Here is a 19,278-nt window from a genome sequence, read left to right as displayed (position 1 = left end):
AATCTGAATCTCTAAACGCTGCATTTCTGAAAGTTCTGCAAGCGATAACGTGTTGATCTTTTTGAGAAGATCTTCATACCGGTTAAGTGCATCTGTGTATTGCTGATGAGTCCGGATCATACCCACACTTCACGAACAACATTTTTAACCGTGTCAAACAGTTGTGCTTTACTTACGGTGTTATCCATTGAGGATACATACGTACGGGCTTCTTTAAGTGTTTTTGCGGGTTCTTCAATATCCCACACCTGAAAGGAATTCTTAAACCGAATCTGAATAATGTAACGCATACGTTTAAAAAGTTAATATTCAAGCCATTTCCACATATCCCAGTTTTCACCAATCTGGAAAACTTCCGGAGAAACTTCTGTAGGATTTTTTACCCATAAAACAAACATGTGTTTGTACCGTCGTGATGTATGGATTTCTGTAAACTGTACAGTATCCACATCAAACCGTGCAACTCCCGAGAATTCAACAACATCTTTTTCAAGCTGTCTTATGAATTCTTTAATAAGCGAATGTGATCTGTAACCAACCACGTAAAACAGAACATTTTCTGCTTTACTAAAGAAAACATTCTGAGGGAAACAACTTTTTATTGCGGACATAATACAAACTTTTCTCGTCCATAATTTCCTGAAGAAAATAAGGTATTCTGTTATCCTGAAAAAAAGGATCCAGCGGAGTAGCGCGTATTTTTTCAGCAAGCTGCGGATGACGGATCCAGAGTGTATTGAACATGGTTTGACCTGTTCGCAGATACGGTCGTTGCTGCAGTATTTCGTTTACCTGATTGCTGAAGAGAATACTATCAGTCAGTGATAACTTTTTCATCCCCAGTATTTATGTTCGATAATCTGAATGTCAATAATTTTACCGGGGAACCGGTCTTCCATCTGATGTTTGAGTTTATCAAGATCCTCACCGTAACTACCAATCAGTAAACTCGGACGTTTTGTAGTAATTTTTACTGAGAATACACTAGGAGTATACTTCACACGAACATCAACAAAAAAACGCATTGCGCACGTGTCCTGCATATAATATTCATAAAAATTACGCAGCCACGTATTAAAGGAAGGATCAATGTAATGATCTTCCGTTAATACTTTCCATGTTTCGGTTAACCGTACGATTAACCAGTGACGGGATAAACGAAGTTTAAATGTTCTGTAGCTCATGATTGTGAAAGCGTTGGTGTAATCTGTTTACGAACCTGTTCAGGTAACTGACTGATTATCTGCTCATTAATATCCTTGTATTCATCTATACCCAATGGTTGACTGTGATGAATCAGATACAGGAAAGGACGTTCAACCCAATTCGGAATGAATTTTCCGTTTGCCAGCATTAGTTTGATATTCGATACCAGTGCTTCTCTGCAATCATGATCACCAATCCACACTTTTCGTTTACCGGCTGCAATAATTGTATTGTATTTTTCTGTAAGATTTTTGATGTAAATCTGATGCCGGTTTGAATATGTTTCCCAATCTTCATCTTCACCTAATGTTACAAACTCAGGTAAATCTTCAGGGAAATATTCAGTGAGTAAATCCTCATTCAGAAAACGAAGATGACCTTTGTTCATCCAGTAACTTCCTGAAGAAGAATTAAGAAACGTTTCGCCCGGAGAATAATTGTAATAGAAATGACCCCCGTTAACTGATTCCTGACCCCAGAACGTATCAAATTTCAACAGAATACCATATTCATAATGAAACCAGATATAAAAAGCTTCATCTTTTTTTGAACTTGATGAATAGAACTCTTTTTTGTAAATCTGTTGAAATCCGATTGCAGAGATAATTTCAATATATTCGTCAACTGTAGTCCGTAAACGAGTATCACCTGCTTTAGCAAGCACCTCATCGAGATATTTACCATGATGAATGTGCATGGACATACCCAGAAAGGATGTGAATTCATCCTGCTTATAGGATTTACCGGTAACACTTTCAGCCTGTGAAAGCGGATCTACCTGTGTGAGTTTTACAATTTCTTCGGGATTCATATTAATTCGTATTTAACAACAGCCTGAATGAATTGAATTTTATCGTGAAGAACTACTGCAGCAAGACCTCCACACGGTTCATAACCGTAGGAAATATATTTTTTAACCTGTGCGTTTAGTTCATACGCATTGTCATACTTTAAAATCTCGTACGCTACTGCTTTTCTGTTCACTATTTCTTCAGATAAAAGTGGCAGGAAAATGTTACTTTCCCCACCAACGGTTTGTTATTTAATTCCGTAAATTGTGATTGATTAATTGTTAAAAAGAACCGTACCCGTAATACGAATACGGTTACTTATACTATACACGATATATAACTTAGATTTGATTATGCGTTACCTTGTACATCTCTGTTGTTAGAATGGGTTTACGCCACATTCCGTTTTCTTTGAGTGTTTGTACAGCATCGGAAATAAATACAGGTACGTCAGGATGCTTCAGTGAATACGAACGCATTTTCCTTTCGTTTCTGGACACATTACACTTTGTGTAACAGTTATCCGGATACGCTTTGAACATTGTTAATTTATAATCCAGCTCATCATACGTATCAACAGGAACACTTGTTGCGGCCAGTGCAAATCGTGAAAACTGTAACTGATTGTATATATTTTCTTCAGTAAGTTTAATATAGTCGTTTTCGAGAACTTCCGCAGAGATTGAATACCAGTGAGATACAGTTGAAAATACATCCTGTATGAACATGGTAAATCCTTTCACATAGAAATAACCCATATACGGTTCTGCGTTTATCTGCACAATTAAAAATCCAAGTTGTTTGTGTTTGTACACATTTTTCATGTTGATCGGAAAGTTAAACGTGAACGAATAGGAAAAAGGAACAGTATCAGTAATACCGGTACTGTTACCCGTAATACGGCATTTGAAGTAAGCTATTATGGATTATACCATTCGGTAATATCGTTGGGAATTGCAACCAAATGCTCCCACATGTGATGATCAGATACCTGTGTATCAAATTCTTCACCATTCTTATTCCTGCAGCGGTATTCAGTATACCCCTGAATAAAATCACACGCTAACCATTGCGGTAAATGATCTTTAACGGAAACCCATCCTTTAGGGATAACCGGTCCCATCATTTCCCGGATTTCTTCAGGAGTCATGTTTTTCAGCGCGTTTTTAAACTTTTCAATATCCAGCATATCAGTGAAAACAGATAGCACATCCGTACAATACAAGAGCATCCAGCAACATGACCAGCAGTAATCCTGCGAGTAATCGGAAAAACTTTCTCATGATAACGAAAGGGTATATACGTTATTCGGTTTCTTCAAGCAGTGCGTTGAGCCACACATGAATCTGATGCATCGGTGAAACAATGTGTTCTTTTAGAGAATCGTTTATTTCAGCTTTAAGAAGCTGTTGTAAACGTTGTTCTGACGTAACTCTACATGCAATTACTTCTGTATCTATTTCTAACTGAACTACCGATTTTGAGGTAAGTTCTGTTAAAAGAACTTTAATCTGACGTAAAGCTAATAATTGTAATGCGTTCATAATCAGAAGAATAAGGTTTAGGAAAATAGGATACAACCACAAGTTGTACCCTATCTGGCACCACTTTGCGATAACTACAACTAAGGTTTACGACTCCTCCTGCTCATCCGGCAGTTTATTGTAGTTATCAGAAACAGCAGTACCTGCTTTTTCCTGTAAAAATTTTAATGAGTGATACAATACGGGAAAACTCATGCACAATACATAATAATAAAACAGAAGAGACAAACTGCTGTATTCCTCAAACCAGAGTAACGGAAAGAGAATCGTGAAACTGATATTAGAAATAACCACGATAATACTAAGGATTATCCGTGCAGCGTTGATTAGTTTAATCAACTTTTCTAAAGTCATACGGTTCTCCATTAACTTTGATACTGTAATCACTGATATTGTGAAAGTTTAAAAGAAACTGGCTCTGGATAACCCTGTATTTGATGTAATAGTGGTATCCGTTAATACTGATGAAAAAGGGAGTTAAATTGTCCGGAAGTGATTTTTTAAATTCCGGAAAATTTGTGATGATGGAAAGTCTTTTTTCTTCCGGATAATCTCCGATATGTTTAAAGACCACACCCTGTAATAATTGGGGAAATGTTTCGTACAACGTAGTACCGTACTCAAAGAGTTTTTTCATAGTTCTGTGATTCCGAATGCGTCAAACAAAATTCTCATAGTTGGAATGATTTCCGTAGATACTTCAGCAAACGTGGGGAATGTCAATGTTTTTGCATTTTCATCTGCTGTTACATACTTCCATTCCGTAAACTTCTGATTTTCAATATGTGTATACAACAGATTATCCTGACTTGGTATGTAGATTGAAAAAAATACCGTTGTCAGGTATTTTCCTGCTTCGGCGACAAGCTTATCAATCATTTTACCTACACATTCTTTTGTGAACGATCCGGTATATACGAACTTGTATTCTGTTACGTTACTGTGATTTTGTACCGGTAAAGGCATGAGGTAATTTACAGCTCCGAAACCTATACATTCAGCGTAAGGCCATACATTTCCGGGTTTACCACAAATAGTTACTTCAACGCGTTGTGCGCCAAATACATCACGAATCATAATAGGAAAGTTTTGGTTTGAGCATCGCAAAGGATCTAAACGTATGTTGTACATACACCAAACAGCATTACCTGTTTTGCACCAAAAAGAAAAGTTCAACTTCAGTAAATGCCGGTTATCTGTTTACTAATCAGGAAACATGTTACCGAAGCTGAACTTTTATTTAATTGTTTTTCTGATTCTAGGTAGATAACCGCTACCATCAGCTTTTCAGGCGTTTTCAGCGAATTACTTCATGATTGATAATTGATTGAATAAATACCGGTTTATGCTGTTATCAGGGGAAAATAATCGACCGGTAATAAACCCTGAGAAAATTAAAACAAGGAAATGTAATAATCCGTTAAGTTGCTTATTTACATTGTTGCAAATTCACGATTAACAGACTATTACATTATTTCGCTTTGTGTATCAGCACGATAGCATAAAGATAAAAATAAAGATAAAGGTGCTTTTCATCAGTAAAGTCAAAATCAAAGGTAAAGGTAACTTTACTCTCAATTGCTTAATTGCGTGAGATTGATGAAAAGCAGAGGGATGGTGATCTGAAGAAAGATCTGTTATCTGATTTATCTTTTATAGTGTGCAGATTACACAGAATATATCTTTTTGATGGTTATGTGATACCAACAAACAATATCGTTAAGCGTCTCCTTTTTGTTTAATCAGGTCGTATACGTTACGTGCTTTTTCAGGTAGCCATACACGAAGCTTAAAAAAATCAGATTGCATTCGTTTCTGGTTGGTTAAGACAGCGTTTCTGTACTGATTTTCGTGTTGCTGAAGGAGTTGCTGTTTTTCCATTGAAAGAGCTGTATATTTCTGATCCAGCTCCTTGTATTCACTTATCCACTGATCCATTGCGAATTCGTGTGCACGTGTATGGAAATTCTGATCATCATCACGTGCGATTGTCGCTTGGGAATACAAAAATGCTTCTTTCTCTTCGAATTCCAAAACATATGCTTTATATTTTGCCGAAAATTGATTTTTCTGCTTTTCATATGTTCGGTGAAGTGCCTGAATTTCGAAAAACTTATCTGTATATTTTGTAAGTTCTTCAGCATTCAGTGCGGGAACATATAACGTATCCCCTTTCACAAAACCACTGTAGTCCTGCACAAAAATCTGATACAGGAAATTACGAGGATTGTGGGAATGTTCCGGTTGTGAAAGAATCAGATTTCCGATTGCGGATGCCGTTTGATTGAATACCATGTATTCAAACGTCTGCGTTTTATCCAGCCATTCCATGAATGAAAGCGGAGCTTGCTGTTGAGCAACCGCAGGTACCTGTACGCAAACAGGTTTTTTACGGTTATGCTCATGTACGGCTTTGGTAAAGTTTTTAAACTCTTCCTCACGTTCGTACACAAATTCTGTTTTATCCAGATATGCATCAAACGGAGAGTTCTGCAATGCCGTACGTTCAGCATTATACGCATCCATGATCAGCGTTGCGAATTCATTGAAGGCATTCAGTTTACCTTCCAGAATCAGGTTATCATCCAGATTGTTTAATTCCGGAATAAACGCAGGTGTACGCTGTTCGTTTGTAAAACCTGCCGGTTTAAACACACGGTCGTATACGTTTACTTTCATATACGGTAAACGGAGTTGTTGTACCCAGTTAGTAGCAACATCTTTCGCAAATGAAAGTTCAGTGATAGTAATACCACTTTTACCCATGAACCGTAAGAACGGGTTAACTGTAAGAAATTCTTTCATATTATTTTCGTTTGGCTGATTTGACAGCAATTTTGTAAGTTAAAGTTCCGAAGATTGATGACAGGAAAAGATACACTAACGCAAGTACAAAGTTATTCTCAACGTTTTCAGGGATTTTGAATAACCAAAACAACGCCAGAAAATAACACGTGAAACCCGGAATTACGTACATTGCCGTACTTTTGAATTCATTCCAGAATATTCTTTTTCGGTTTGTTTTTTTGTACTGCTGAATCAGATAATTATCCATATCATCCGGTTGATGATATACACGTTTCTGCTTCCGGAGTTCGTGTTCTAGCTTTTGCTGAAATTTACTTTTTCTGGCAGCAACAGCAGAGGTTGTCATCATCTGAATAATCTGATTAACTGACATAGTAAGTGCTGGAAAAAAGTGAAAAGGAACAGTATCTGTATGACAAATACTGTTACCTATATTACTAACTTTTATGATTGTTCCATTTTGATCAACTTATGTTCCATTCCATAAGGAATTGAATTAATAGGTTGATTTTCAAGTGTTTGTAGCATTGCATTTACGTTTGTTTCTGTATCTGTTACGAACAGACAACCGTAACGGTTTGCTTCAATACAAATCCCTATTGTTTCTGCGTACTGTTCCAGTTTCTGCAGTTTTTGCATTAACGGATGATGTTCGGTTAATTGTACCGGTTTCCACGACATGATCTTCGAGGGTTTTAATACGTTTGTTTAATTCATCAAACATATAATCTGAATAATCTGCATCTCTTCCTTGAGCAACGGCAAGAAAATAAACAGAGATTGTAACAACCACTGCAATTTTCCAGTCTACAAAAAATACGAGCATTGCGGGAAGAGTTGCAGTTTGTAAGGCCCAGATGAAATTGAATGCTGCAAAATCAGTGCGTTTCTTCATTGTGATCTCAGGAAAAGTTGCTGAATAATCTTTAACGTAATATTTCCACCAAAACGAGATGAAAGTTTACGTTCTACGTGATTAGAAAATGCACTGTAAAACTGAGAACATTGTTTTCTCAATTTTCCAACCGGAAGAACTTTTATCCAATCTACATAATCTTCCGGATCCATATTCACACTATCAATAATGCGCAACTGAGATATATCGGTGTAGCGCGAAAAACGAGAAGCGTAAGCTTCGTTTTGAGCGCGAAACATTTCCTCTGATTCATCCTTCTGATTTTCCGGATACACCCACGTTCGCGTAGTGATACAGTTATCAACCATATCAAACGCTTCTACTATGTACATTACAATCATATTGAGAATAGTTTTGATTGTGAAAGAAAAAAGGAACGATACCGGTAATACCAATATCGTTACCCGGATAACCGACGTATTTTTTCTCTATGGAAAAAAGTTCTTTAATTTTTCTGCTGATTGTAAAACCATCAATGCAGAAACACGTTCTTTTTTCATTTTGCTAAAGCTTCCTGAATTCGTGAACATTTAATCCACAACTCGTCTTTATCAGATTCTAAACAAAATTCGCAATGTTGGCAAGCTACTGAACCGATATAAATATCATCGTGTTTTTGTATCTGACATAAATCCATACATTCTTTATCGTATTCTCCGTGAACTGTAAAGAAGTATTTATCCGTGATAGTTTCCAGTATCATATTCATTTGTGCTCCGTGATCTTCTTTAGTTGCACAAGTGATAATTTTGAATGATACTACCTGTTCTTTTTTGCGTTGATTGATAAATGCTGTCAGTTCATCTTTACTATTTGTAGTACTGTAAATATGCAAAACATGTTCTTCTTGATCTGCGGTAGTAAACAGTACTGTAAAAATGTGCGTGTATTCATTAAATTTTACATTAGAAAAGGATTGCATGATTTGACATGGTTTTTTAAGATGGGAAAGTTGAGAATTTCCGGATAAGTGAAGGCAATAGGAGAGAAGGAACGGTATCGAAAGATTCAATACCGTTACCTGTAATACAAACTAATGTTTCCGCTTATGGGAAGTTTTTACCGCTGAGGGAAGGTTTGCTCGAATTCAATTACTAACGGATCATTCCGCTGGATGTTTGGTAAGATGAAATCTGTACCTAAATCGTTGGGAAGACCCCAAGCGATTACATCTGCTCTTGACCGATCAAAGAAAATACGTGCTTGTGCAATCAATTCCGGATCTGTAATCCGAATGATTGTGTGAAAATCAAAATCTGCGATGATGTAGTTCATGATTAAATAACGTTATAACGTTTTTCTTCATACCATGTAGCTACAACATCTTTACGATTAAGTTGCAGATTAAGAATTTCATGACCATCCTGAGTATCGTAAACGTTTTCAGTTGGTTCAAGATCACCTTCCTCGTTGAATGTGAATTCATTATGAGAATAGAACATAAGCCCCGTTCGTAACTGCAGATAATACTTTGTCATATTTGGTATGATATTTTATAATTATGTGAATCAATAAAACATCATACGAAACTGATTAGTTCACTGCTTATCCGGTGTTTTCCATAAACTAACGAGAGCGTCTATACGTTGCTGATCCAGATACCCTTTCTGTACACAGATTCCGTTTACGAAATATGCACAACCCCAACGTTTATCCATATTGTATGGCGGATCCTGCATTACTTCTTCCGAAGATCCATACAGGAATTCACGCTGTTCACCGTTGTTATACACTCTGGTTATGGTGTACATACGTTGCGAGAGTGATCGTTTCGTTGTTTTTTACAGCTTCTGGTAGTGTTTTACCGTATTTAGCTGCTTTTTCTGTGACTTCTTTTTTACTCAGAACTTGACTAAAGAATTCATGGGTATTTTCTGCTGTAGTTAACTTACAGCTTAAAAACCAGAATGAATGATTATACTTTAAGAAAAGTGTTGTCATAATAACGGTTATGATTATACGTTATTCGTTATCCGTTTACTGTCTCTCCAGTTGAAATATCGCCGTATACAATATCCACGTAGTATGGAAACTATCGTGAACAACAAGGTTACGCTGCCCATTTGCATTGCTTTCATCTCTACACCACAGATGTAGTAGATCACTGGTGAAAATACCAATGTAGTGATGAAACCAATGAATGTGTTGCTGATTGTTTCCAGCACACTTTCTTTTTTACTTTGGATCTGTTTGATAATCTCAAAAAGTTTTGTAGGTTTGACCATCAGATCTGAAACTCCCGATCCATTATAACAAGGTGTCAAGGGAGAACCCTCTTCTTCACAGGAGAGGGTTTTTTATTGACTACTGCTTATCCCACTCAAACGCACGTACCCATCCAAAATATCTCCAGACATGTGCGTTCAAATAACCAAGAGCAAAAAACATGGTACGACTATTACAATTTTCCCACCTGAATGAGAATTTGTAATCTATCTCGTAATTTCGGTATGTCCATCCATACCGGTACTGTTTGTGCTGTGTTACCAGCAGAATAATACCAGCAATACATGCTAGTATCAAACCTGCTAAAAAATACGCATCAACTCCTGTGGTAAAGAATACCGAAATGCAAATAAGGGAAATCAATCCCATTGTTACGCAAATTGATTTTGTGAACGTCGTCATTTTGTTTGAGATTAAATTGTTGAAAATCTTTATTCTATTAGTTATTCTTCATCGGAATAATGATACACGTAATTATCGAGTGTATCAGCAATTGATACTTGCATTCCCGGTAATACGAAGTTGAACAACTTCGATAAGTGGTAATCTTTAAAAGTATCACTTGCTAAATGATGTACTCCACACCACATGTAATTAGGAATGGAACTTAATACTTGTTTTACCTTTTCCAATCCGTAAATCCGGATACAATATTGCATCGCATTTTCATACGTATGCGAATCAATATTCTTGTGTCTTGCTTTAAAATCAGCAATTGTTTCTTTCTCAGACTTTTCTGTCCAAAAATCTTTGACATGATATAAACCATCTAAGATATATGTTCCTGAAAAATAATATATTTTTTTTGTTTCATCCGTAGTCATAACCCAATATTTTAAGGAGTTAGTAATAGCATCATTCACCTATGATGTTTTGAGGATTAATTGTATACTACAACTAATAAAAGTGGTTGTTCTGTTTCCAAGTAACCATCTCAGAATCTTATTCATTAACTGCAAGCTTTTCATTCCAGCTTTCAAGCAGAAGAATATGTGCTCTTGATAAAAACCAAGATTTCTCTGCTATTCTTGTAGCTTCTGCATGAGCTGATTTAGGATCAGATGCAAATAGTAACAAGTTAAACACTGGATTATGATCCCAATTAAGCATCACAGTTGTTAAAGGATAATACCTTTTACAAGGCTTATACTTTTTTAAACTGGTTTTAATTGAACCATTATTATGCAGCCATACAGTAACTTGATAAAGTTTCTGCATAATGCATGTTTCATCCTTTAAATTAAAATTTTAATTGACAAGAATCCAAGAAATATTCATAATAGGTAATCCTTGAATATTTCCTTGTATTCTTAATACGTACTCATTACCATACTGTATTATTCTAGTATCAGTATGCTGGATCAAACTTACAAATAGTTTAATTCTAAGCCTTTCTTCAAGGCTTAAATCAGTGTACTCACCTAATAGATGGTGAATACTCTGTACCATTTGTTGATACATATTTCCGCTTGAGTATTTTTGTTTAGAATTTTTTTCATATAACCTTTTAAACTCTTCTATAGACATATAAAATAGAGGTTAAAGTAAAATTTCTAACTATATAAAAAAGTTGCACCATCCCACAACTTTGCAGTTACCATTTTAACCTTATTACTAAGAATGCACTGAAAATCCCGCTATTGGATTAAGCAGTAGGTAATCTGAATAATATGGAAGCTTTAAGGTTTACCAACCTAGAATTACAGAGAGATTATATTCTCTCTTTTAATCCTTGCACTGTCATTCCGGAATACCTGAAGATCCAGAATTGAATCCTCTGTTGGAATGAATGATCCATCCGGTTGCCGCACTAATGCGACAATGCTCGGGAATTGCCCCGTCAACCCATGTATTGCGGTAATCGCAACACCAGCTAACGTACTCATTCCCGGAAGAGCACAGATTACAGCATCCCCTGATCCAATACCTAATCCTACCAAGAAATCGCGGTATTTCTCCGCAGTTTCCCGCAGAGGTGCTGTAGGATTAACTTGTACAGTTCCTGGAAATAAGAATCCCTGAGCATCTAACGCTGCATTCTGATGACCTGATAAGTTCAGTTTAATTTGCATAGTAATGTTTATGGTTAACCTATACACCAAAAGGTTAAGTACTCCGGAATTTTACGGGAGCAATTGTAAATGCACTGTATCGTAGTGTTTTAACGCTGGTTGTTCTTCCTCTCCTAAGTATACCAGAACTAAAGGAGCTGTATGAGAATTTTACAATTCCTCTTTTGTAGCTGTTGCTGCTACAATTGAAGAGTTGTTGATTCTTTTTTCCACATCAGCTTCCAATGCTGTGTGGAATTGGTCTGCTTCTTCCTCACATTGAGGAGAGCAGTAGTATGGATTCTGATTTGATCTCATTTGATCAGAACCACACCATGTACAGTAAGCCATATGTGTGTAATAGTTTTGGTTTGAGCTTCTAACGTATACATATATACGCTGATCTAACATAGAGCTTTTAGTAAAATAGACAATTGTTCATCCGTGTATTTTTTGAACAGGTTTTTGAGTAGTTTTTTAGATTCAGGAAATTTAGTATGTCTCTTTTTCATACTATTTTCCTTGTTAGTTACCCATTCAAGATTACTCAAATCGTTGTTTTGTCGATTACAATCAATATGATTAACTTGTAAATTTTCCCAACCTTCTATTGGTTTAAACGTGGATAATACAAGTCTGTGATATTGATACCCTTTCTTAACACCTTTAAACTTCACCCAAAACATTTGATACCCACGATTGTCTACTACAGGTTTCAATATGGTTCCGGTTCTATTATTTTTAACTCTTCCCTTAGTAGACACTGAGTATCTATCTTCCAGTTGTGTTAAGTTTTTCCAGTTTTCCATGTGGATGAATTAAGCACACCAATGCTATACTTATTACTAGTGAAATCATTTGTTTTGAGAAGTGTGATGATGGTGAAAAGTGGGTGATTGGTACTGTCCCGAGTTCTCCACCACATCATCACATTTCTCTGACGGAATTAAAAATCAGTGTACCATCCTCTCCCGAATAGTACACTGAGTAGCTACTTATTTGATCATTAAGCACTAAGTTTGTAATAAAACTTAATTACATTATCACCGATTTCAACCTTAGTGATAGGAACAGAAATAATACCCTCTTTGGTAGTCGGTATTGTTTGCGGTTCTGGTTCAGCTATTTGTGTAGGATACCCGATTAATTGATTAAATAGATTAGGGTTTCTACGATATACTTGTGTAACTCTTGCTTTACAAGAAACAGCACTTCTTCCTAATAATTTAGATGCTTTAATATACCAGTGTTTTACACCAATACGGGAAAAGTTGAAATCAGAGTAAGATTTACTGTTGGGATTAATTACACTCATCAACGTGGCATCTTCATCGGCAGACCACTGATTACGATTTACGTTCATATTGAATTGAATGTTAGAAATAAAACAATATCTTTCGTATCAATTTTGATTACGTGATGAGTTATTTCGTAGCTGTTGTATCGTTCTCGTTATCAATAACGATCACGATCACATCACCATGCTTATACATACAAATGTAGCAATAGTAATGTTGGTATGCATTTGTGTAGGTAGCACACATCACCTACCAGTTGTGTATAGTGAACTGATACACAGTTGATTACTTTACAGCAATCAAAACGTTCCACTCGTTAGATGAGTGGTGAATGCGGAGCGATTGAATACGGACCACCATTTTCATCAGCGATGATGGTGTATTCATACCCTGCTACTGATCTGAGTGTAGTACACGGACCACACATTGTGTTCAGATCACTCAGGTAGAACAAGATACCTTGTATCGCTGCTACCTTGCTCAGATTGATTGTCATCCTAGTTAGATGATTGGAGTGAACGGACTATCCTAGTTAGATGGTTGGATTAGCCCTACAATAAAAAAAGGTTGGAGGTTTCCCCCCAACCCATCAGTACGCAAATACCCGAACGGTACCCTTCTTCACGACGTTACCGTTCCACTCAATGTCCATCGACGCTTCGAAATGCCCGATGCGGTAAACCTCTTTATCCGAAGAAACCCCGTTCCGGATCGGGATGTAGAAGTTCTGCCCATCCTCGGTGTAGTACACCGAAGATCCGTTCTCGTTCGTGCGAACCTCGCACGATTCGTCCACTACCAACGTAGCAAGCACCTCAATGAGTGTGTAACGCCCTTCGTAGGTGCGTACACCTAACGCTAGGAGTTTGCCAGCTAACCCTGTTGTTGCTGGAGCACCGATTACTGCAGTTTGATCTGCCATGATTGTTGGAACACGGGGGGTTATGATCCCGCGCAACGGTAGATGGGGGAGAAACTCTGAACAACCTTAGAAACACAGGTATATAATGAAAAAAATAATATAAAAAAATTTGTGAAAATACTGAAAATGAGCACATTAAATAATCTCTTTTCTCTTTAAGAGATTATTGTAATAAAAGGATGGGGGAGATAAATTTGTAAAATAAATTTAACCTTTATACTCAAATGTTAACTCAAAAAATCTGCAGCACTTGTAAAGAAGAAAAACCTATTGATCAATATTTAAAATATTACAGTAAAACTGAAAATCGTTTGAAATATAATTCAAGATGTAAAAAATGTGATAATGCTTACCGATACGAAAAACGTAAACGAGATCCCGCATATAAAGAAAAACTACAACAAAAATATATTCGGAAAATTGAAAGATTAGATAACAATCAAGAACTACCTAAATATAAAGCCAGAAACAAATTTTCTCGAATTAAAAGATTGTATAATTTAACTGAAGAAGAATATATTCAAAAGTTAGATCTGAATAACGATTGTTGTCATATATGTGGTTTATCTGCTGATCAAAATACAGCAGGTAAACTGTGTATAGATCATTGCCATACTACAGGTAAAGTGAGGGGATTACTTTGTAATAAGTGCAATATGGCACTAGGATTACTGAATGAAAACATTAATACATTAACAGCAATGATCAACTATTTGGAACAACATCATGAAAATCCTAAATTAGAAAGTATCAATTCACTCTACTTAACCGAAGAATAACTATACACACATAGCTATATAATATAAGTACGGGGGTAGCATCCACCGGGGTACCCGTTAACAAACTCCTAACATATACCAGATAAAAATAAAAAATTTGCAAAAAAAAGATTAATATGTTGCGTATCTTGAAATTTAACTATATATTTGTACATCTAATCAAGAGATAATCTCTCCACAGGGAATCCTCCCGCACATTATTTCAATACATACATGTTAGATTACGTATCATTTAGGGATGAAGATCATTCCTATACACGGATACGAATTGATGAAAAGGGTGAACGCTACTCCAAACCCTACATATCAGTAACAACCGTTATAGGAAAATTCAAAAAACCATTCAGAGGTGCATTCTGGTCCCGCTATAAAGCATTCGAAGAATTCCTGATTGCAAACAAAAAAGCAAAATTCTGGCGCAGTATCTACAAAAGAGAGCTGCTGGCTATACCGGAAAACCGGCAACTCAAACAGGTAATTCAGGATTACATCAGAGCAATTAATCCGATATGGCTACCTTACGTTGAAGGGATCGCACCCAAATACAAAACACAGTGGGATAACAAGCGCGATCTGGCCTGTGCGAAAGGAACAGCTTACCACAAATACCGTGAAATTGAATCGTACGAAAAAGGGTACGAAATGCACGAAGGAACCGGTAATTTCGGTTTAACCCAATCCAGTTACAATTTTGATTTATCAGAACTTGCTGATGGATACCACGCTGAGTTACTGTTGTTTAATGATTACTACGAAATAGCAGGACAAGCAGATAAAGTATGGATTACTACAATACCGATTGATATACATGCTGTCTGGCAGTATAATGAAAATCAGATAACGTGGATAGACGATAAACCACACATCCGGGTAGTTGATATTGACGATTACAAAACAAACGAAAAGATCACTACCGAAAATAAATACCGCACCTTCGATTCTCCCCTCCAGCATATCCCTGAATCTAAATTTCACACCTACAGCTTACAGTTATCAATGTATTGCTGGATGCTCGAACAACATGGATATGTTATCCGGTCACTTCAGTTCTCCCACATTAAAGATACTCTTATTGTTAATGCAGATGGTGAAGAAGAGCTGGTAAAAGAAACTATCCCGTACATCGTAACTTATCTTCGTGATGATGTATTATTACTGCTAAATGCTTATCGTGCAGGTGAATACGAAGAATATATCCTTGAAGATGATTAACCCTACCCACTCACTGATACCAAATGATTCTTACTCAAATTGTAAAACGATCCGATAAATTAAGTGTAGCTAAGAAATTCCTCGAATTATACCTTACCATCAAGGATACCAAATACAATGATCGTTTGCTAACGGTTCTTGCTTACTATTGTCTGCACGGAATTAATGCAGAAACAGATGCTAAAATCCGTGAAGAGTATTTTAAACATCAGGAATACAAATGGGCACGTCACTCAATATACGATGTGCGTACACAGCTCAGGAAACTGCGGTTGATGTACAAGGATGAAAGCCTGATGGTTGACCGGTTAACGGAAGATCTACGAAAAACATTTGCAGCAGGTGATATAGCGTACGCAATTCAATTTGTAGCATCAGATGAAAACAATAACCGAAGTCAACCAGCTAACAGCTAAAAAACTTAACCTGCCACTCTCTACTGTCGAAGAGGTTAATAAGCAGTATTGGGATCACATACGGAAGAATCTTTCTGATCCTGATCACTACGTATATAACATACCGTTTGTAGGATTTTTCTACACTGAACCCAAACTGCTTATTAAATCTCTTGCCTATCATCTGCGGTTAATCCGTGCAGCACGATCTGCCAAAAAGATCCGGAACCGGTTACAAACAGAAGGAGAGGGGATAACGGGATTCAGGAAACTATGGAAACTCAAACAGAAACTGGGCTGGAGATTAAGCAAAGGAGCGAAGAGTTTGGTAAAGTAATGAAAGCTTATCATCTCTATCAGGGTGTTCCGTTAATACGGGATACAATACCCGCATTTCCGATTTGTTGCGCGGATCACCGTGTTTCCGAACCTAACTTCAGTGTTGTCTCCGGAGATCACACTACGGAAAACCGGATTACCGGTAAATCTAAACCGGTGCAATCACTTAATCAATTCATCCGTACATGTATCAGGAAACTGAAATTACATATCAAGAGCTGATTCAGAAACTGAAAAGTGCTGATACACCGCTTGTTATCGTAGGTAAAAAGAAAATGTGGGTGCCTAAAAAACTTTTCAACGCACTTGCATCAGCAAAACATCAACCCCACATAGATAATGATTTTGCCGTAAGTTATAACCCATCACATCACGTAATCATTTCCTATGATCCTGATGCTTCAGAACAAACATTGATGGAAGGGTTATTCCGTGATTTTCACGTAGAAGATATAATGACACAACTGGTAGAAGTTCCGGATTTTGAATCCTGATAAAACACAATGCAAGATATACCTAAACCACAGCTTGTAGAAAACATCACAGAAGATGAATTGCAGTTTGCAAAAAACTTTATAGACAACAACTGCAGATTACCAAAACCATTATATCTGGAAGCAATCATTGCCTATAACCGGATATACCAGAAACAAAATTATAAAACAGGTAAACCATTGTTTTCGGAAGTGCTTGTTTCTCAGAATGTTACAAACGTAATTATCAAATAAAACCGTGACAGATCAAACAATACGTAACGCTGTTAAAGCCGCTTATCAGGAATTGGATAATGAACTTACCCGAATTAAAGAAGAAGGGGAAATAATCATTATCGGAAATAAAAACGGTACAATTTGTACAGATGAGGAAACTTTTCGAAACGCTGTAGAAAAAACTAAAGCAGAAACCGGTAAATCATGGATCGACGCAATTGCTGATACGGTAAAAGATCTATACGACAATAACAAACAAAAAACTTTCCTTGAACAATTATTGTATTGTCCCTCAAAATTTCATCCAAACAATATAAATAAAAATGCAGAAAATCAGTAAATTTGAAGAAAAATGGAACTACTTCAAAAGTGGTGTCAAACATCTCCCACAGGTAATTGAATCACGCATCAATAAAGTTAAAGATGACTTTGGTGTGTTATCTCCTGCAAAAAAAGCTGAAGCAGAACGCAGATTAGAGATCTGCATGGACTGTCCTTTCAATTCCAATAAAGCTCCTTTTTCCAAAGAATACAAAGACCTGATAGGTAAACCCTATTATTCTCACAGGGAACAGGCAGATATTCACTGCTCACTTTGCGGATGTGATCTGGATTACAAAGTACTCTCATTTGAAAGTGCCTGTGGATTATTTGATTACAATAAAGCTAATCCTCATAAACCGCAGCAACCGGTTAAGTGGGGTTCCTTCTACGATGAAGACGAAACAACCGAAACAGAATCTGTATCAGGATCTGATCAAACCTCAGCTACAACAAACTAAATTAACTGCTCCCCAAAATTTAACAGATGAAATACGTAAAAAAACCAATCCCTGTTGAGGGGATTCTGATTCCTCCGGTAAACACAGAAGGTATGTTTGTAGATAGCGAAGGTGAACTGCAAACCGGACTTGTGTTTGTATTTGAAAGTGAAAAAGCATGTGTGCTTACTCCGGATGTAGAAAACGACAGATGGAAAGTAAAAACAATGGAAGGAGTAATGTCAGGTAAACCGGGTGATTATCTCATGCAGGGAATCCGTGGTGAATTTTACATTTGCGATGCTCAGGTTCACAGAGAATCATACGTGCCGTACATTAACACAGGAATTTAATAATCATGCAGAAAACAAAAGTTACCAGTGAAATTCTCCGGGAACTCGGATTTGTAGAAGAATACAATTGCTGGAAATTATTCGAAAAAGGAAATCTGGTTAATCTTATTTATAAAAACCAGCTCAGAAACAAAACGCTGAATGATCTGGTCAAAATTCTTACCGGTACAGCGCACAACATCGGTTTCAAAAAAGGAATGGAACATCATGCGCTGCCTGTAGTTCCGGTAGCTCCTGTTTCAGATCATTTTGCATTAAGCTACAGTTTTAAACCCACATCAACTACCTGTACTACTGAATAATTATGCCTGTTAAAAAACGTAATGCGTTTAGTGGCGTTGATTATCAGCAACTTAAAATTGAACTTGATTCAATTGTTGATTATCTGGATACACAGGTAATTGAAAAAATCACTGATGAAATAGAATATAAACCAACAGCAAAAGGGGGGCTTGCTCCCCTTATTATCGCCACTATTGAAGATTCAATTACTACGCTGCTGGATACGATTAAAACTGCTTCGGAACTACTGTTGTCAATGCAGCAGAAAGATGGTATGACTCCGTATATCGCTGAGAAGGTAACTGCACTTTCTGATAAACTGCGGGAAGTACAGGCATACTATGAAAAAACTCCGATTGGTCAGATCGAACACCGCAGAGTTACCTACGTGGGTGGAAAGGATAAAAAAGGAAATCCGCGTACGGTTACATTTATTGCACAAACACAACAACGTCAGATTACGATACGCACCCGTATTCTGAAAAAAGTATTTGAAACATTACCGAATATCAAACAGCTTGAAGATCTTAAAGAGCAGGTAAATATTAAAGGTAATATGAAAATGCCACCCTCCCTTATAATTTTAGGTTTTAAATAATGTCACACAATGCTATAATTACTAATCTTGATGAACTCCCCGTAAAACAAACACAGCGTGATTCGGATTTTTTCAATGTAGGATCTC

At 36.7% G+C, this 19,278-nt stretch carries 37 protein-coding genes; 10 read left to right on the top strand and 27 right to left on the bottom strand.

The annotated features are described in order from the left end of the window. Nucleotides 1-116: 116 nt before the first annotated feature. The 27 genes from AC23NW_RS11190 to AC23NW_RS11060 form a co-directional block, all read right to left on the bottom strand. Nucleotides 117-290, bottom strand: a complete 174-nt coding sequence (locus tag AC23NW_RS11190) for a hypothetical protein (protein ID WP_487449541.1) — start codon at nt 288-290, stop codon at nt 117-119. A gap of 12 nt (nt 291-302) precedes the next feature. Beyond that, nucleotides 303-611: a hypothetical protein gene (locus AC23NW_RS11185; protein WP_487449540.1), complete on the bottom strand. Its 309-nt coding sequence runs from the start codon at nt 609-611 to the stop codon at nt 303-305. A 222-nt stretch (nt 612-833) separates the two neighbouring features. Beyond that, entirely contained in the window at nt 834-1,184 is a 351-nt protein-coding gene (locus AC23NW_RS11180; RefSeq protein WP_487449538.1) for a KH domain-containing protein, read from the bottom strand. Next, on the bottom strand, nt 1,181-2,017 hold the full coding sequence (locus AC23NW_RS11175) for a hypothetical protein (RefSeq protein ID WP_487449536.1): 837 nt from the start codon (nt 2,015-2,017) through the stop codon (nt 1,181-1,183). The genes AC23NW_RS11180 and AC23NW_RS11175 overlap by 4 nt, the downstream gene beginning before the upstream one ends. After that, complete coding sequence (locus AC23NW_RS11170; RefSeq protein WP_487449534.1) at nt 2,014-2,190, bottom strand: DUF1737 domain-containing protein; 177 nt, start codon at nt 2,188-2,190, stop codon at nt 2,014-2,016. The genes AC23NW_RS11175 and AC23NW_RS11170 overlap by 4 nt, the downstream gene beginning before the upstream one ends. A 148-nt stretch (nt 2,191-2,338) precedes the next feature. After that, nucleotides 2,339-2,821 carry a hypothetical protein gene (locus AC23NW_RS11165; protein ID WP_487449532.1) on the bottom strand — a complete coding sequence of 161 codons (483 nt, stop codon included), beginning with the start codon at nt 2,819-2,821 and terminating at the stop codon, nt 2,339-2,341. Between the two features lie 95 nt (nt 2,822-2,916). Beyond that, nucleotides 2,917-3,186: a hypothetical protein gene (locus tag AC23NW_RS11160; RefSeq protein WP_487449530.1), complete on the bottom strand. Its 270-nt coding sequence runs from the start codon at nt 3,184-3,186 to the stop codon at nt 2,917-2,919. Nucleotides 3,187-3,301: 115 nt separating this feature from the next. Further along, nucleotides 3,302-3,541: a hypothetical protein gene (locus AC23NW_RS11155; protein WP_487449528.1), complete on the bottom strand. Its 240-nt coding sequence runs from the start codon at nt 3,539-3,541 to the stop codon at nt 3,302-3,304. A gap of 331 nt (nt 3,542-3,872) precedes the next feature. Then, nucleotides 3,873-4,178 (bottom strand): hypothetical protein, encoded by a 306-nt coding sequence (locus AC23NW_RS11150; protein WP_487449526.1) that lies wholly within the window; start codon nt 4,176-4,178, stop codon nt 3,873-3,875. Next, complete coding sequence (locus AC23NW_RS11145) at nt 4,175-4,618, bottom strand: hypothetical protein (RefSeq protein ID WP_487449525.1); 444 nt, start codon at nt 4,616-4,618, stop codon at nt 4,175-4,177. The genes AC23NW_RS11150 and AC23NW_RS11145 overlap by 4 nt, the downstream gene beginning before the upstream one ends. A gap of 642 nt (nt 4,619-5,260) precedes the next feature. Then, nucleotides 5,261-6,346: a hypothetical protein gene (locus tag AC23NW_RS11140; RefSeq protein ID WP_487449524.1), complete on the bottom strand. Its 1,086-nt coding sequence runs from the start codon at nt 6,344-6,346 to the stop codon at nt 5,261-5,263. 1 nt (nt 6,347) lies between these two features. Continuing rightward, nucleotides 6,348-6,698: a hypothetical protein gene (locus AC23NW_RS11135; protein WP_487449523.1), complete on the bottom strand. Its 351-nt coding sequence runs from the start codon at nt 6,696-6,698 to the stop codon at nt 6,348-6,350. 234 nt (nt 6,699-6,932) lie between these two features. After that, entirely contained in the window at nt 6,933-7,244 is a 312-nt protein-coding gene (locus tag AC23NW_RS11130; RefSeq protein WP_487449521.1) for a hypothetical protein, read from the bottom strand. After that, nucleotides 7,241-7,606: a hypothetical protein gene (locus AC23NW_RS11125; protein WP_487449520.1), complete on the bottom strand. Its 366-nt coding sequence runs from the start codon at nt 7,604-7,606 to the stop codon at nt 7,241-7,243. Before AC23NW_RS11125 ends, AC23NW_RS11130 begins: the two co-directional genes overlap by 4 nt. 155 nt (nt 7,607-7,761) lie before the next feature. After that, nucleotides 7,762-8,187, bottom strand: coding sequence for a hypothetical protein (locus AC23NW_RS11120; protein ID WP_487449519.1), 426 nt, complete (start codon nt 8,185-8,187; stop codon nt 7,762-7,764). Nucleotides 8,188-8,324: 137 nt separating this feature from the next. Next, nucleotides 8,325-8,540, bottom strand: a complete 216-nt coding sequence (locus AC23NW_RS11115; protein ID WP_487449517.1) for a hypothetical protein — start codon at nt 8,538-8,540, stop codon at nt 8,325-8,327. Nucleotides 8,541-8,803: 263 nt separating this feature from the next. After that, complete coding sequence (locus tag AC23NW_RS11110; RefSeq protein WP_487449515.1) at nt 8,804-9,016, bottom strand: hypothetical protein; 213 nt, start codon at nt 9,014-9,016, stop codon at nt 8,804-8,806. Beyond that, entirely contained in the window at nt 8,991-9,206 is a 216-nt protein-coding gene (locus AC23NW_RS11105; protein WP_487449513.1) for a hypothetical protein, read from the bottom strand. The genes AC23NW_RS11110 and AC23NW_RS11105 overlap by 26 nt, the downstream gene beginning before the upstream one ends. Nucleotides 9,207-9,220: 14 nt before the next feature. After that, entirely contained in the window at nt 9,221-9,490 is a 270-nt protein-coding gene (locus AC23NW_RS11100; protein ID WP_487449511.1) for a DUF7220 family protein, read from the bottom strand. 444 nt (nt 9,491-9,934) lie between these two features. Further along, nucleotides 9,935-10,315, bottom strand: coding sequence for a hypothetical protein (locus AC23NW_RS11095; protein WP_487449509.1), 381 nt, complete (start codon nt 10,313-10,315; stop codon nt 9,935-9,937). 118 nt (nt 10,316-10,433) lie between these two features. Continuing rightward, nucleotides 10,434-10,709, bottom strand: coding sequence for a hypothetical protein (locus tag AC23NW_RS11090; protein ID WP_487449508.1), 276 nt, complete (start codon nt 10,707-10,709; stop codon nt 10,434-10,436). Nucleotides 10,710-10,739: 30 nt separating this feature from the next. Beyond that, on the bottom strand, nt 10,740-11,018 hold the full coding sequence (locus AC23NW_RS11085) for a hypothetical protein (protein ID WP_487449506.1): 279 nt from the start codon (nt 11,016-11,018) through the stop codon (nt 10,740-10,742). 173 nt (nt 11,019-11,191) lie between these two features. After that, nucleotides 11,192-11,563, bottom strand: coding sequence for a CRISPR-associated protein Csx15 (gene csx15 / locus AC23NW_RS11080; protein ID WP_487449504.1), 372 nt, complete (start codon nt 11,561-11,563; stop codon nt 11,192-11,194). Nucleotides 11,564-11,713: 150 nt separating this feature from the next. Next, complete coding sequence (locus AC23NW_RS11075; RefSeq protein ID WP_487449503.1) at nt 11,714-11,893, bottom strand: hypothetical protein; 180 nt, start codon at nt 11,891-11,893, stop codon at nt 11,714-11,716. A 53-nt stretch (nt 11,894-11,946) separates the two neighbouring features. After that, the gene (locus AC23NW_RS11070; protein WP_487449501.1) at nt 11,947-12,351 is read right to left on the bottom strand and encodes an HNH endonuclease; all 405 of its coding nucleotides are present in this window, start codon (nt 12,349-12,351) and stop codon (nt 11,947-11,949) included. Nucleotides 12,352-12,548: 197 nt separating this feature from the next. Further along, nucleotides 12,549-12,905 (bottom strand): hypothetical protein, encoded by a 357-nt coding sequence (locus AC23NW_RS11065; protein ID WP_487449500.1) that lies wholly within the window; start codon nt 12,903-12,905, stop codon nt 12,549-12,551. Nucleotides 12,906-13,429: 524 nt separating this feature from the next. Continuing rightward, nucleotides 13,430-13,762, bottom strand: coding sequence for a hypothetical protein (locus AC23NW_RS11060; RefSeq protein WP_487449499.1), 333 nt, complete (start codon nt 13,760-13,762; stop codon nt 13,430-13,432). Nucleotides 13,763-13,986: 224 nt separating this feature from the next. On the opposite strand from AC23NW_RS11060, the gene AC23NW_RS11055 reads away from it, so the two are divergent. The 10 genes from AC23NW_RS11055 (at nt 13,987) to AC23NW_RS11010 (ending at nt 19,191) form a co-directional block, all read left to right on the top strand. After that, complete coding sequence (locus tag AC23NW_RS11055) at nt 13,987-14,541, top strand: endonuclease VII domain-containing protein (RefSeq protein ID WP_487449497.1); 555 nt, start codon at nt 13,987-13,989, stop codon at nt 14,539-14,541. A 213-nt stretch (nt 14,542-14,754) separates the two neighbouring features. Beyond that, entirely contained in the window at nt 14,755-15,753 is a 999-nt protein-coding gene (locus tag AC23NW_RS11050; RefSeq protein WP_487449496.1) for a hypothetical protein, read from the top strand. A gap of 23 nt (nt 15,754-15,776) precedes the next feature. Continuing rightward, nucleotides 15,777-16,169 carry a hypothetical protein gene (locus tag AC23NW_RS11045; RefSeq protein ID WP_487449495.1) on the top strand — a complete coding sequence of 131 codons (393 nt, stop codon included), beginning with the start codon at nt 15,777-15,779 and terminating at the stop codon, nt 16,167-16,169. 503 nt (nt 16,170-16,672) lie between these two features. Further along, on the top strand, nt 16,673-16,981 hold the full coding sequence (locus AC23NW_RS11040) for a hypothetical protein (protein WP_487449493.1): 309 nt from the start codon (nt 16,673-16,675) through the stop codon (nt 16,979-16,981). A 9-nt stretch (nt 16,982-16,990) separates the two neighbouring features. Next, nucleotides 16,991-17,215 carry a hypothetical protein gene (locus AC23NW_RS11035; protein ID WP_487449492.1) on the top strand — a complete coding sequence of 75 codons (225 nt, stop codon included), beginning with the start codon at nt 16,991-16,993 and terminating at the stop codon, nt 17,213-17,215. A gap of 4 nt (nt 17,216-17,219) precedes the next feature. Continuing rightward, nucleotides 17,220-17,537, top strand: a complete 318-nt coding sequence (locus AC23NW_RS11030) for a hypothetical protein (protein ID WP_487449491.1) — start codon at nt 17,220-17,222, stop codon at nt 17,535-17,537. Then, a complete protein-coding gene (locus AC23NW_RS11025; protein WP_487449490.1) occupies nt 17,521-17,979 on the top strand; it encodes a hypothetical protein in 459 nt (152 codons plus the stop codon). The genes AC23NW_RS11030 and AC23NW_RS11025 overlap by 17 nt, the downstream gene beginning before the upstream one ends. A 26-nt stretch (nt 17,980-18,005) precedes the next feature. Then, nucleotides 18,006-18,311, top strand: a complete 306-nt coding sequence (locus tag AC23NW_RS11020; protein ID WP_487449489.1) for a hypothetical protein — start codon at nt 18,006-18,008, stop codon at nt 18,309-18,311. Between the two features lie 5 nt (nt 18,312-18,316). Beyond that, nucleotides 18,317-18,613 (top strand): hypothetical protein, encoded by a 297-nt coding sequence (locus tag AC23NW_RS11015; RefSeq protein ID WP_487449488.1) that lies wholly within the window; start codon nt 18,317-18,319, stop codon nt 18,611-18,613. 2 nt (nt 18,614-18,615) lie between these two features. Then, nucleotides 18,616-19,191: a hypothetical protein gene (locus AC23NW_RS11010; protein WP_487449487.1), complete on the top strand. Its 576-nt coding sequence runs from the start codon at nt 18,616-18,618 to the stop codon at nt 19,189-19,191. The last annotated feature ends 87 nt before the right edge of the window (nt 19,192-19,278 follow it).

Source organism: Arsenicibacter sp. R0_47 (assembly GCF_057652235.1).
Note: the sequence above shows the minus strand (reverse complement) of the source record. Positions and strands in the feature narration are given on the sequence as shown.

Bases quoted from the DNA above. Each gene is read 5' to 3' on its own strand.
- AC23NW_RS11190 (WP_487449541.1), bottom strand. From the start codon at position 290: ATGCGTTACATTATTCAGATTCGGTTTAAGAATTCCTTTCAGGTGTGG.
- AC23NW_RS11185 (WP_487449540.1), bottom strand. From the start codon at position 611: ATGTCCGCAATAAAAAGTTGTTTCCCTCAGAATGTTTTCTTTAGTAAA.
- AC23NW_RS11180 (WP_487449538.1), bottom strand. From the start codon at position 1,184: ATGAGCTACAGAACATTTAAACTTCGTTTATCCCGTCACTGGTTAATC.
- AC23NW_RS11175 (WP_487449536.1), bottom strand. From the start codon at position 2,017: ATGAATCCCGAAGAAATTGTAAAACTCACACAGGTAGATCCGCTTTCA.
- AC23NW_RS11165 (WP_487449532.1), bottom strand. From the start codon at position 2,821: ATGAAAAATGTGTACAAACACAAACAACTTGGATTTTTAATTGTGCAG.
- AC23NW_RS11160 (WP_487449530.1), bottom strand. From the start codon at position 3,186: ATGCTGGATATTGAAAAGTTTAAAAACGCGCTGAAAAACATGACTCCT.
- AC23NW_RS11155 (WP_487449528.1), bottom strand. From the start codon at position 3,541: ATGAACGCATTACAATTATTAGCTTTACGTCAGATTAAAGTTCTTTTA.
- AC23NW_RS11150 (WP_487449526.1), bottom strand. From the start codon at position 4,178: ATGAAAAAACTCTTTGAGTACGGTACTACGTTGTACGAAACATTTCCC.
- AC23NW_RS11145 (WP_487449525.1), bottom strand. From the start codon at position 4,618: ATGATTCGTGATGTATTTGGCGCACAACGCGTTGAAGTAACTATTTGT.
- AC23NW_RS11140 (WP_487449524.1), bottom strand. From the start codon at position 6,346: ATGAAAGAATTTCTTACAGTTAACCCGTTCTTACGGTTCATGGGTAAA.
- AC23NW_RS11135 (WP_487449523.1), bottom strand. From the start codon at position 6,698: ATGATGACAACCTCTGCTGTTGCTGCCAGAAAAAGTAAATTTCAGCAA.
- AC23NW_RS11130 (WP_487449521.1), bottom strand. From the start codon at position 7,244: ATGAAGAAACGCACTGATTTTGCAGCATTCAATTTCATCTGGGCCTTA.
- AC23NW_RS11125 (WP_487449520.1), bottom strand. From the start codon at position 7,606: ATGATTGTAATGTACATAGTAGAAGCGTTTGATATGGTTGATAACTGT.
- AC23NW_RS11120 (WP_487449519.1), bottom strand. From the start codon at position 8,187: ATGCAATCCTTTTCTAATGTAAAATTTAATGAATACACGCACATTTTT.
- AC23NW_RS11115 (WP_487449517.1), bottom strand. From the start codon at position 8,540: ATGAACTACATCATCGCAGATTTTGATTTTCACACAATCATTCGGATT.
- AC23NW_RS11110 (WP_487449515.1), bottom strand. From the start codon at position 9,016: ATGTACACCATAACCAGAGTGTATAACAACGGTGAACAGCGTGAATTC.
- AC23NW_RS11105 (WP_487449513.1), bottom strand. From the start codon at position 9,206: ATGACAACACTTTTCTTAAAGTATAATCATTCATTCTGGTTTTTAAGC.
- AC23NW_RS11100 (WP_487449511.1), bottom strand. From the start codon at position 9,490: ATGGTCAAACCTACAAAACTTTTTGAGATTATCAAACAGATCCAAAGT.
- AC23NW_RS11095 (WP_487449509.1), bottom strand. From the start codon at position 10,315: ATGACTACGGATGAAACAAAAAAAATATATTATTTTTCAGGAACATAT.
- AC23NW_RS11090 (WP_487449508.1), bottom strand. From the start codon at position 10,709: ATGCAGAAACTTTATCAAGTTACTGTATGGCTGCATAATAATGGTTCA.
- AC23NW_RS11085 (WP_487449506.1), bottom strand. From the start codon at position 11,018: ATGTCTATAGAAGAGTTTAAAAGGTTATATGAAAAAAATTCTAAACAA.
- csx15 (WP_487449504.1), bottom strand. From the start codon at position 11,563: ATGCAAATTAAACTGAACTTATCAGGTCATCAGAATGCAGCGTTAGAT.
- AC23NW_RS11075 (WP_487449503.1), bottom strand. From the start codon at position 11,893: ATGGCTTACTGTACATGGTGTGGTTCTGATCAAATGAGATCAAATCAG.
- AC23NW_RS11070 (WP_487449501.1), bottom strand. From the start codon at position 12,351: ATGGAAAACTGGAAAAACTTAACACAACTGGAAGATAGATACTCAGTG.
- AC23NW_RS11065 (WP_487449500.1), bottom strand. From the start codon at position 12,905: ATGAACGTAAATCGTAATCAGTGGTCTGCCGATGAAGATGCCACGTTG.
- AC23NW_RS11060 (WP_487449499.1), bottom strand. From the start codon at position 13,762: ATGGCAGATCAAACTGCAGTAATCGGTGCTCCAGCAACAACAGGGTTA.
- AC23NW_RS11055 (WP_487449497.1), top strand. From the start codon at position 13,987: ATGTTAACTCAAAAAATCTGCAGCACTTGTAAAGAAGAAAAACCTATT.
- AC23NW_RS11050 (WP_487449496.1), top strand. From the start codon at position 14,755: ATGTTAGATTACGTATCATTTAGGGATGAAGATCATTCCTATACACGG.
- AC23NW_RS11045 (WP_487449495.1), top strand. From the start codon at position 15,777: ATGATTCTTACTCAAATTGTAAAACGATCCGATAAATTAAGTGTAGCT.
- AC23NW_RS11040 (WP_487449493.1), top strand. From the start codon at position 16,673: ATGTATCAGGAAACTGAAATTACATATCAAGAGCTGATTCAGAAACTG.
- AC23NW_RS11035 (WP_487449492.1), top strand. From the start codon at position 16,991: ATGCAAGATATACCTAAACCACAGCTTGTAGAAAACATCACAGAAGAT.
- AC23NW_RS11025 (WP_487449490.1), top strand. From the start codon at position 17,521: ATGCAGAAAATCAGTAAATTTGAAGAAAAATGGAACTACTTCAAAAGT.
- AC23NW_RS11020 (WP_487449489.1), top strand. From the start codon at position 18,006: ATGAAATACGTAAAAAAACCAATCCCTGTTGAGGGGATTCTGATTCCT.
- AC23NW_RS11015 (WP_487449488.1), top strand. From the start codon at position 18,317: ATGCAGAAAACAAAAGTTACCAGTGAAATTCTCCGGGAACTCGGATTT.
- AC23NW_RS11010 (WP_487449487.1), top strand. From the start codon at position 18,616: ATGCCTGTTAAAAAACGTAATGCGTTTAGTGGCGTTGATTATCAGCAA.